Annotated in this window: 9 protein-coding genes; 6 read left to right on the forward strand and 3 right to left on the reverse strand. The window is 65.9% G+C overall.

Annotated features, from left to right (window positions below; all coding sequences use genetic code 11):
• Window positions 1–167 precede the first annotated feature (167 nt).
• Both AADJ04_RS16250 and AADJ04_RS16255 read left to right on the forward strand, forming a co-directional pair.
• Window positions 168–1,073 carry an AEC family transporter gene (locus AADJ04_RS16250; protein ID WP_198846192.1) on the forward strand — a complete coding sequence of 302 codons (906 nt, stop codon included), beginning with the start codon at window positions 168–170 and terminating at the stop codon, window positions 1,071–1,073.
• Between the two features lie 8 nt (window positions 1,074–1,081).
• Window positions 1,082–1,723 carry a GDSL-type esterase/lipase family protein gene (locus AADJ04_RS16255; RefSeq protein WP_341240252.1) on the forward strand — a complete coding sequence of 214 codons (642 nt, stop codon included), beginning with the start codon at window positions 1,082–1,084 and terminating at the stop codon, window positions 1,721–1,723.
• 42 nt (window positions 1,724–1,765) lie between these two features.
• Here AADJ04_RS16255 and queG read toward each other — a convergent pair whose 3' ends face one another.
• Entirely contained in the window at window positions 1,766–2,854 is a 1,089-nt protein-coding gene (queG, locus tag AADJ04_RS16260) for a tRNA epoxyqueuosine(34) reductase QueG (RefSeq protein WP_242638185.1), read from the reverse strand.
• A gap of 9 nt (window positions 2,855–2,863) precedes the next feature.
• Between queG and tsaE the strand changes: the two genes are divergently transcribed.
• On the forward strand, window positions 2,864–3,349 hold the full coding sequence (gene tsaE, locus AADJ04_RS16265; protein WP_273625224.1) for a tRNA (adenosine(37)-N6)-threonylcarbamoyltransferase complex ATPase subunit type 1 TsaE: 486 nt from the start codon (window positions 2,864–2,866) through the stop codon (window positions 3,347–3,349).
• On the forward strand, window positions 3,346–4,791 hold the full coding sequence (locus AADJ04_RS16270; RefSeq protein ID WP_207374346.1) for an N-acetylmuramoyl-L-alanine amidase: 1,446 nt from the start codon (window positions 3,346–3,348) through the stop codon (window positions 4,789–4,791). Before tsaE ends, AADJ04_RS16270 begins: the two co-directional genes overlap by 4 nt.
• A gap of 69 nt (window positions 4,792–4,860) precedes the next feature.
• Here AADJ04_RS16270 and AADJ04_RS16275 read toward each other — a convergent pair whose 3' ends face one another.
• On the reverse strand, window positions 4,861–6,432 hold the full coding sequence (locus tag AADJ04_RS16275) for a methyl-accepting chemotaxis protein (RefSeq protein WP_341240253.1): 1,572 nt from the start codon (window positions 6,430–6,432) through the stop codon (window positions 4,861–4,863).
• A 294-nt stretch (window positions 6,433–6,726) separates the two neighbouring features.
• Here AADJ04_RS16275 and AADJ04_RS16280 point away from each other — a divergent pair, with 294 nt between their 5' ends.
• Window positions 6,727–6,969 carry a glycine zipper 2TM domain-containing protein gene (locus tag AADJ04_RS16280; RefSeq protein WP_341240254.1) on the forward strand — a complete coding sequence of 81 codons (243 nt, stop codon included), beginning with the start codon at window positions 6,727–6,729 and terminating at the stop codon, window positions 6,967–6,969.
• Window positions 6,970–7,041: 72 nt separating this feature from the next.
• Here the strand turns inward: AADJ04_RS16280 and AADJ04_RS16285 are convergent, their stop codons facing one another.
• Window positions 7,042–7,692 (reverse strand): DedA family protein, encoded by a 651-nt coding sequence (locus AADJ04_RS16285; protein ID WP_044401522.1) that lies wholly within the window; start codon window positions 7,690–7,692, stop codon window positions 7,042–7,044.
• Window positions 7,693–7,796: 104 nt separating this feature from the next.
• Here AADJ04_RS16285 and mutL point away from each other — a divergent pair, with 104 nt between their 5' ends.
• Window positions 7,797–9,827 carry a DNA mismatch repair endonuclease MutL gene (gene mutL, locus AADJ04_RS16290; RefSeq protein WP_341240255.1) on the forward strand — a complete coding sequence of 677 codons (2,031 nt, stop codon included), beginning with the start codon at window positions 7,797–7,799 and terminating at the stop codon, window positions 9,825–9,827.
• The last annotated feature ends 91 nt before the right edge of the window (window positions 9,828–9,918 follow it).

The following is a 9,918-nucleotide window of genomic DNA, read 5'->3' on the forward strand; positions in this document are numbered from 1 at the left end:
GCTGCGGCCGCATCAGCATGAGTGAAAAACTACTTTTATGACACAGTAAGACTAGGGATTTCGCACAGAGACCCGGGGCATACGCGCCGGTGCGTGGTGCCCGATGCAGCAGCCGGCTGATAGCCTGCCAGCCCACTCGGGGCAGGCGCTTCAGGTATTCTCGAAACGTGAATTACGCCCAGCTCCTGCTTCCAGATTTCTCCCTCATCCTGTTCGGTTACCTGCTGTGCCGGTACACCCCCCTGAACCGATCGATCTGGCAACCCGTCGAGAGCCTGGTGTATTACTTGCTGTTTCCGGTGTTGCTGTTCCAGTCCATCGTCAAAAGCCCGATTGACGTGGGCGCTGCATCCAGCCTGATGGCGGCGGGGCTGCTCTCGGGCGTGGCGGGCATTGCTCTGGCGTATTCGCTGCCCTACTGGCCCTGGCTGGGCTCGCACATGGAGCGCCGCGACCATGCCGCCAGCGCACAGGTGGCGTTCCGCTTCAATTCGTTCATTGGCCTGGCAATTGCCGAGCGCCTGGCAGGCGCGCAAGGCTTGCTGATGATTGCCGTGCTGATTGGCGTGTGCGTGCCGCTGTTCAACGTGGCCGCCGTGTGGCCCATGGCACGCCACGGCGGCCAGGGCTTTGTGCGCGAACTGCTGCGCAATCCGCTCATCATCGCCACGGCGTCGGGCCTGGTGGCCAACCTGCTGGGCTTTCGCATACCGGGGTGGATGGAGCCCACGGTGAGCCGCATCAGCGCATCATCGCTGGCCCTGGGGTTGATGGCGGCAGGCGCGGGCATGCAGTTTGGGCTGCTGGGCCGCAGCCGCCTGCTCACGGTGTCGGTCCTGTCCATTCGCCACCTGATTCAACCGCTGATTGCCTGGGGCATGGCGCATTGGTTCCAGCTCGACGCCGTGCAAACCACGGTGCTGCTGGCCTTCTCGGCCCTGCCCACGGCGTCCACCTGCTACGTGCTGGCGGCGCGCATGGGCTACAACGGGCCCTATGTGGCCGGGCTCGTCACGCTGTCTACCGTGCTGGGAGTGGCCAGCCTGCCATTCGCTTTGGGCTTTTTGCGATGAAATCGACGATGCAACGACGCGCCTTGCTGGGTGCCCTGGCGCTCATCATTGCGGGCGCAGGGCTGCCCGGCTGCGGCCGAAAGCCTGCCACCCAGCCTGTGCCAGCGGGTGCCACCGTGCTGGCGCTGGGCGATTCGCTGACATCGGGCGTGGGCGCATCGGCCGACACCGCCTACCCCACCCTACTGGCCGCCCGCACCGGCTGGAACGTGATCAACGCAGGTGTTTCAGGCAACACCTCGGCCCAGGCGCTGGGGCGGCTGCCCGCCCTGCTGCAGGAACACCAGCCCGCGCTGGTGATCGTGAGCATTGGGGGCAATGACTTTTTGCGGCGCCTGCCGCTCGAAACCACGCGCACCAACCTTCGCCGCATTGGCGAGCAGGCGCGTGCCAGCGGCGCGCAGGTGCTGCTGGTGGCTGTGCCCGGCCTATCGCTCATGGCAGCGGCAGGGCACCTGAGCGACCACGATGTGTACGCAGAGACAGCCAAGGCGCTGAAGATTCCACTGCATGCCTATGGCTGGTCTACCGTGCTGGCAGACGCCCGCTTGCGCGCCGACAGCGTGCATGCCAATGCAGCCGGCTACGCGCGTTTTACCGATGGGCTGGTGCAGACGCTGCAAAGCACCGGATTGCTATCAAAAAAATAGCTGCTAGCGCTTATCCATCAAGCGTCAGAGCCCAATTTCACCTCAAACCGCCAGCGCCCAGGCTACATGCTCGCGCACCAGCTCGCTCGGGTCTTGCGCGCGTGACTGCAGGGCGCTGCGCAGCTCCGCACTGTCAGCCTGCCGCAGTGCGTTGCCCAGCGCCACGGCCACGTTGCGCAACCAGCGCTCGTGGCCGATGCGGCGAATGGGGCCGCCCTCGGTCATGCGCAAAAAGGTGGGCTCGTCCCACGCAAACAGGTGCACCAGCTGCTGGCCCGACAAGCCCTTGCGCTCATCAAAATCCGGCAGGCGACTGACCTGGGCGAACTTGTTCCAGGGGCACACCAGCTGGCAGTCGTCGCAGCCATAGATGCGGTTGCCCATCAGGGGCCGCAACTCCAGAGGAATGGGGCCTGCGTATTCGATGGTGAGGTAAGAGATGCAACGCCGCGCATCCACTCGGTGGGGCGCCACGATGGCCAGCGTGGGGCAAGCGTCGATGCAGGCGCTGCAACTGCCGCAGTGGGCGGTGACGGGCTCGGTGGCCGGCAGGGCCATGTCCACGTAGATCTCGCCCAAAAAGAAGGTGGAGCCCGCCTCGCGGTTGAGCACCAGCGTGTGCTTGCCGCGCCAGCCCTGGCCGCTGCGGGCGGCCAACTCGGCCTCCAGCACGGGGGCTGAATCGGTGAACACCCGGTGGCCAAAAGGCCCTACGGCCTCGGCAATGCGGTCGCTGAGTTTTTGCAGGCGGGCGCGCAATACCTTGTGATAATCGCGCCCCCTTGCGTACATCGAGACGATGCCCTCGGCGGGGCGCTGCAGGCGCTGCAGCTCCATGGCCTGCCAGCCGCCCGCCTGGGCCACAGCGGGGGCGCTGTCCCGGTCGCGGGGCAGGTAGTCCATGCGCGCGGTGATCACGCTCACGGTGCCCGGCACCAGCTCGGCCGGGCGGGCGCGCTTCAGGCCGTGGGCGGCCATGTAATGCATGTCACCATGGAACCCTTGCGCCAGCCACTGCATCAATCCCGGCTCTGACGCAGACAAATCCACCCCGGCCACGCCGATTTGGGAGAATCCCAGCTCGCGGGCCCACTCCTGAATTTGAGGAACGAGTTGACTGTTGCACCACATACCGGCCAGATTGTAGAAAGCCCCGGCACAGCCCAGGCCACCACCACCTGGCGCAGCGAGGACGACACCGCCGCCTGGGCCCAGCGGCTGGCTGCACAGCCTGCGCTGGCCAACGCGTTCATCACCCTGCACGGTGACCTGGGCGCGGGCAAAACCACGCTGGTGCGCCACCTGCTGCGCGCGCTGGGTGTGCAAGGCCGCATCAAGAGCCCCACCTACGCCGTGGTGGAGCCGCACGAAACTGCACAGCTCGCCATCTGGCACTTCGACTTCTACCGCTTTGACGACCCGCGCGAGTGGGAAGACGCGGGCTTTCGGGACATCTTTGCCAGCCCCGGCCTCAAGCTGGCAGAATGGCCCGAAAAGGCTGCAGCGCTTACCCCGCCTGCGGACCTTGCTATACACATTGAAGCAATGAACGAAACCGAAAGGCAAGTCACCCTGCGTGCAGGCACCGCCACCGGCCGCAGCCTGCTCCAAGGATTGAGCGCATGACCGCTGACGCACACCCCGCCCGCCCACCGCGCTCGCCCAGCCGGCGCAGCCTCTTGCAGGCCGGCAGTTTGGTGCTGCTGCTGGGCACGCAGCAGATTGCGCGCGGCGCCAGCATCCTGGCCGTGCGGGTGTGGCCAGCGCCCGAATATTCGCGCGTCACCATCGAGTCGGACACCAAGCTGGTGGCCAAGCAGTTTTTCGTGACCACCCCACCCAGGCTGGCGGTGGACATCGAAGGCATTGACCTCAGCCCCGAACTGCGCGAACTGGTCGCCAAGGTCAAGCCCGACGATCCGAACATTGCCGGCATCCGCGTGGGGCAAAACGCCCCTGGCGTGGTGCGACTGGTGGTCGATTTGAAGCAGGCCGCACAGCCCCAGGTGTTCACCCTGCCGCCCATCGCGGCCTACCAGCACCGCCTGGTGTTCGACCTGTACCCGGCCGAGCCCGTAGACCCGCTCGAAGCCCTGATTGCCGAGCGCCTGCGGGACACCACCGCGCCAGCGGCTGCTGCCACGGCGTCTGCCCCGCCCCGCCCTGCGGACAAAACCGCTGCGCCCGCCAAGCCGAACGAACCAGCCGACCCGCTGGGCGACCTGATTGCCCAGCACGCCGACCGCCCCGGGCCCAGCGCCACACCCACCCCGGCCGCGCCTATACCGGCGGCTCCGCCCGTGGCGGCCAACCGCCCGGGCGGGCGGGCCACAGCTACACAAACCGACCGCATCATCATCGTGGCGCTGGACCCCGGCCACGGCGGTGAAGACCCCGGCGCCATTGGCCCCGCCGGCACGCGCGAAAAAGACGTGGTGCTGCGCGTGGCCCACCTGCTGCGCGACCGCATCAACGCCACCACCGTGGGCGGCAACCCCATGCGCGCGTTTCTGACCCGCGACGGCGATTACTTCGTGCCCCTGGGCACGCGGGTGGAAAAAGCGCGGCGCGTGCAGGCCGATCTGTTCGTCAGCATCCACGCCGATGCCTTCACCACCCCCGCCGCGCGCGGTGCCAGCGTGTTTGCGCTGAGCCAAAGCGGCGCATCCAGCACGGCAGCGCGATGGCTGGCCAACAAGGAAAACCAGGCCGACCTGGTGGGTGGCCTGAACGTGCAGAGCAAAGACCGCCATGTGCAGCGCGCCCTGCTGGACATGAGCACCACCGCGCAGATCAACGACAGCCTGGCCCTGGGCACCGTGCTGCTGGGCGAGATTGGCAATATCGGCCGGCTGCACAAGCCGCGCGTGGAACAAGCGGGCTTTGCCGTGCTCAAGGCGCCCGACATTCCCAGCGTGCTGGTAGAGACTGCCTTCATCAGCAACCCCGAAGAAGAAGCCCGCCTGCGCAGCAGCGCCTACCAGCAGCAGCTGGCCGATGCGCTGATGCGCGGCATCACCCGCTACTTCGCCAAGAACCCGCCGCTGGCGCGCAGCCGGTCGGTGTGATCTTTCTACCTGTTCACGGCCCTTTCGGGCACCGTGAACAGGACCTCGCTGGCCCAAAAAACTGGCAGGCTAAGACGCCAGACGGAAAACGCTCACCACCTCGGCCAGCTTGGCCGCCTGGTGGCGCAGGCTGTCGGCAGCGGCGGCGCTTTGTTCCACCAGCGCTGCGTTTTGCTGGGTCACCTGGTCCGGCTGGGTGACGGCTTCGCCCACCTGGCTGATGCCGGTGGTCTGCTCGCTCGTGCCGCTGGAGATTTCGCCAATCAGGTCGCTCACGCGCTGCACCTGGGCCACGATGCCCTCCATGCTGCGCCCGGCCTCGCTCACCAGCTGGGTGCCGTTTTCCACTTTCTCGACGCTTGCGCCGATCAGGGTCTTGATCTCGCGGGCCGCGTCGGCCGAGCGTTGGGCCAGGCTGCGCACCTCGCTGGCCACCACCGCAAAGCCCCGCCCCTGCTCGCCTGCGCGGGCAGCCTCCACAGCAGCGTTCAGCGCCAGGATGTTGGTCTGGAAGGCAATGCCATCGATCACGGAAATGATGTCGGTGATCTTGCGCGAGGCAGCGGAGATTTCTTCCATGGTGCTCACCACCTGCCCCACCACTTCGCCCCCCTGCACGGCCGCGCGTGAAGCCTCGCCCGCCAACGCGGCCGCCTTGTGTGCCGTATCGGCATTGTTCTTGACGGTGCTGGTCAGCTCTTCCATCGACGCGGCGGTTTCTTCCAGGTTGCTGGCCTGTTCTTCGGTGCGCTGGCTTAGGTCAGCATTGCCCGTCGCAATCTCGCTGGAGCCGGTGGCAATGCTGTCGCTGCTGAGGCGCACCTCGCCCACGATGCGCACCAGCGAGGCCTGCATCTGCTGCATGGCCAGCATCATCTCGGCCACCTCGCCCCGGCCACTCACCTGCACAGGGCGGGACAAGTCGCCCTCGCCAATACGGCGCGCCACGCCGCTGACTTCGCTGAGCGACTGGCGGATACGCGCCACCAGCACCACCAGCACCACCAGCAACGCCAGCCCCGCCACACCGGCCACCACCACCGCCATGCGATACGAGCGGATGAGCGCATTGGCCTCAGCCGCCTGGGCTTCCGAGCGCTCAATTTGGTAGGCCACCATCTTGTCGGCCACGGCGTTGTAGCGGTCTACCACTGGCGCAAACTCCTTCAAGGCAAAGTCCCTGGCCTGCGCCACATCACCCGCCTTTTTCATGGCCAGCGCCTTGTCGCGCGTTTCCAGGTACGACTTGCGCACGGTGGCAAGCTCTTCCTGAATGCGCAGCCCACCGGGGCTTTTCTCCAGCTCGGTGTAGCGCTGCTGCACCTTGGTCGTGTCGGCCGTGGTGCTGCCTATCACGTCCTTGAAATAGCCTTGCAAGTTGTCTCCATCGGTTTGGGTGATGGACAGCACCCGCGTGGCGTTCACCGCAATGTTGCTGCGCCAGCGCAGCGCCAGTTGCAGGCGCTCCACCTGTTCGTGGCCCAGCTCTTCCACCGTGGCGCCCAGTTGCTGCACCCGCACCAGGCTCAGCGCCAGGATGACCACCAGGGCCAGCACTGCCACCCCGGCCAGCAGGCTGATCTGCTGGGCAATGGTCAGCCGGTTGAGCCCCTGGGCGGGATGAGAGGTGTGTTCAGACATTGAGCACTTTCCCTTCTTGTTGTAGGCCGGTTCAACCGCGTGACGCACTCCTTGACGTGTGCACCAGCCCGGTCGGGCCCTGATGATTTCGTGAAGCAACCCAAGCCACGATGAACCTCTGCCGGTGCGGTGACAAGCCCATCCCCCCCGCATTCACCCCAATTCCTACAGACGCGCAAGCCCAGGGCTGACACCGCGCAGGGCGGTAGCGATTCACAGTGAAGCCATGGGCCAGACCATCGGCTTCCAAACGCGAAGGCACCGGCCCATCTCCACTTGCGAAAGGAACACACCATGCTGCACACACGTCATCTCATCGGGGCCACGGCCCTGGTTGCTGCCCTGGCCATGGGCGGCTGCGCGTCCAACCCCACCAATGCGCAAATCGGCACAGGGGTAGGTGCCGCCGCTGGCGGCCTGGTGGGCAATGCGGTTTTTGGTGGCACTCTGGGCACCGTGGGCGGCGCTGCTGCGGGCGCACTGATCGGCCACGAAATTGGCGAAAACAAAGACCAGCGCCGCGCGCCGCGCCGATAAGCAGAGTACAAGCAAAAATAGCTGCTAGCGCTTATCAAACAAGCGCTAGCAGCTCTCAATTCAATAGCAAATTCAGGGCTGTGCAGGCTGGTTGCGCCCTGCCTTCCAGGCCCCTGCAATCGCAATCAGACCCGGCACCAAAATCAGCGCCCAGATGATCTTGTCCAGGTTTTCCTTCACCCAGGGCAGGTTGCCAAAGAAGTAGCCCGCCGTGGCAATGCCCAGCACCCACAGCAGCGCACCGCCCACGTTGTAGGCCGTGAACTTGGTGCGGCTCATTTCCGCCACGCCCGCCACAAAGGGCGCAAAGGTGCGAATGAAGGGCATGAAGCGGGCAATGACGATGGTGATGCCGCCATAGCGCTCGTAAAAGTCATGCGCCTGGTTGAACGCGCGCTTGTTGAACCAGCGCGAGTCTTCCCACTGGAAGACCTTGGGGCCAAAGTACCGCCCGATGGTGTAGTTGCACTGGTCGCCCAGGATGGCCGCCACGATGAGCACCACGCACGCAAGCGGAAAATTCATCAGGCCCGCACCGCACAGCGCGCCCACGATGAACAGCAACGAATCCCCCGGCAAAAAGGGCATGACCACCACGCCGGTTTCCACAAACACGATCAGGAACAGCAGCGCATACACCCACATGCCATAGCTCTGCACGAACGCCTCCAGGTATTTGTCTACGTGCAGAATGAAATCGATCAGAAAGGTCACTATTTCCATGAACGGGCCTTGCGTGGCTGGGGTGAGGAGGTTGAAAGCAGCGCGCATTATCCTCATCACCCTGCTATCAAATCCCCATGGGGCCGACGCCTAAAATCTGACGGGTGAACCCAACCCAGCCCACCTCCGAAATCTCCGCGCCCGAAGCATCCCTGCCCGGCACGCGCCGCCCGATCCGCGACCTGCCCGACGAACTCATCAGCCAGATTGCCGCTGGCGAAGTCGTGGAGCGCCCCGCCTCGGTGGTACGCGAGCTGGTGGACAACGCGCTGGACGCGGGGGCCACGCAAATCACCGTGCGACTGCTGGCCGGTGGCGTGCGCCTGATTGCGGTGGAAGACGACGGCCTGGGCATTCCGCCCGAAGAGTTGCCCGTGGCACTGCGCCGCCACGCCACCAGCAAGATCACCAACCTGCACGACCTGGAAACCGTGGCCACCATGGGCTTTCGGGGAGAGGCGCTGGCAGCCATCAGCTCGGTATCGGAGATGGCCCTGCTCTCGCGCCCGCCCACGCAGGCCAGCGCCTTTTTGCTGGACGCGCGCAGCGGCGAGCTGCGCCCCGCTGCCCGCAGCCAGGGCACGACAGTGGAAGTGAAAGAGCTGTTCTTCTCCACCCCCGCGCGCCGCAAGTTCCTGAAGACCGATGCGACCGAGCTGGCGCACTGCATTGAATCGGTCCGCCGCCACGCGCTGGCGCGGCCAGATGTGGGCTTTGCCATCTGGCACGAAGGCAAGCTGGTGGAGCAGTGGCGCGCCACCTTTGTGCCCGGCGAAGGCAACCCGCAAGACGCACTGGCCCGCCGCCTGTCGGACGTGCTGGGCGAGGACTTCGTCACCCAGTCGGTCGCCGTGCAGCACCGCGTGGGCCCAGTGACGGTGACTGGCCGCGCAGGCTTGCCCGACGCCGCCCGTTCGCGGCCTGACCACCAATACTGCTACGTCAACGGCCGCTTTGTGCGCGACAAGGTGCTCACCCACGCCGCCCGCGCCGCGTATGAAGACGTGCTGCACGGCCACAAGCAGCCCATCTACGCGCTGTATGTCGAGATCGACCCCGCCCGCGTGGACGTGAACGTGCACCCCACCAAGATCGAAGTGCGCTTTCGCGACAGCCGCGAGGTGCACCAGGCCGTGCGCCATGCGGTGGAAAACGCGCTGGCTGCGCCCCGCGCAGCCTTGGCAGCGGCCCAGGCCGCACAAGCCGCGGGTGAGTCAGCCGCCACCGCACCGCACCCTCAAGGTTTAGAGCAAAAACAGCCTGTAGCGCCCATGTGGCAAGCGCAAGCTGCTATGAAATTTGAAGACCGAGGCCACCGCGTGCAAGACCTGCAGGCCCTGTGGTCACCCCGCGAGATAACCCCCAGCGTGCCGGACGCCGCGCTGGGCGGGCTTTGGGCGCCTTCTGCACAAGTTGCGGGGGTTGCATCCGCAGAAGCTGGTCCCAGCTCAGCAGCCCCAACGCCCAATGCCGCGAACAGCGCCGTGGACGATGGGACACGCGCCGAGGCCATGGTGTGGCCCGAGCAGCGCAGCGACAACGCATCCACCTGGCCCTTGGGCCGCGCCGTGGCCCAGTTGCACGGCGTCTACATCCTGGCCGAAAACGCCCAGGGTATGGTGGTGGTGGACATGCACGCGGCCCACGAACGCATCGTGTACGAGCGCCTCAAATCCCAGGTGGACAGCGGCGCCCGCATTGCCAGCCAGCCGCTGCTGATCCCCGCCACCTTTGCCGCCACCCCGCAGGAAGTGGCCACGGCCGAAGAATCGGCCGAGGTGCTGGCCCTGCTGGGCATGGAGGTGGTCCCCTTCTCGCCCAAGACCCTGGCCGTGCGCGCCGTGCCCACCACGCTGGCCCAGGGCAACCCGGTGGAACTGGCCCGCAGCGTGCTGGCCGAGCTGGCCGCCCACGACGCCACCACGGTGGTGCAACGCGCCCGCAATGAAATCCTGGCCACCATGGCCTGCCACGGCGCGGTGCGGGCCAACCGCAAGCTCACGCTGGACGAGATGAACGCCCTGCTGCGGCAGATGGAAACCACCGACCGATCGGACCAATGCAACCATGGCCGCCCCACCTGGCGGCAGCTCACGATGAAAGAGCTGGACGGGCTTTTTTTGCGCGGGCGCTGAGCCCCACGCGTCTGCGAAAACACAAAAGCCCGCAATCGCGCAATGCCAGTCAGTTAAGAGCTGACTGGCATTTTTTTCGTTGGGAATTTGG

The sequence above is a fragment of the uncultured Acidovorax sp. genome (assembly GCF_964021665.1).
GTDB lineage: Bacteria > Pseudomonadota > Gammaproteobacteria > Burkholderiales > Burkholderiaceae_C > Acidovorax > Acidovorax temperans.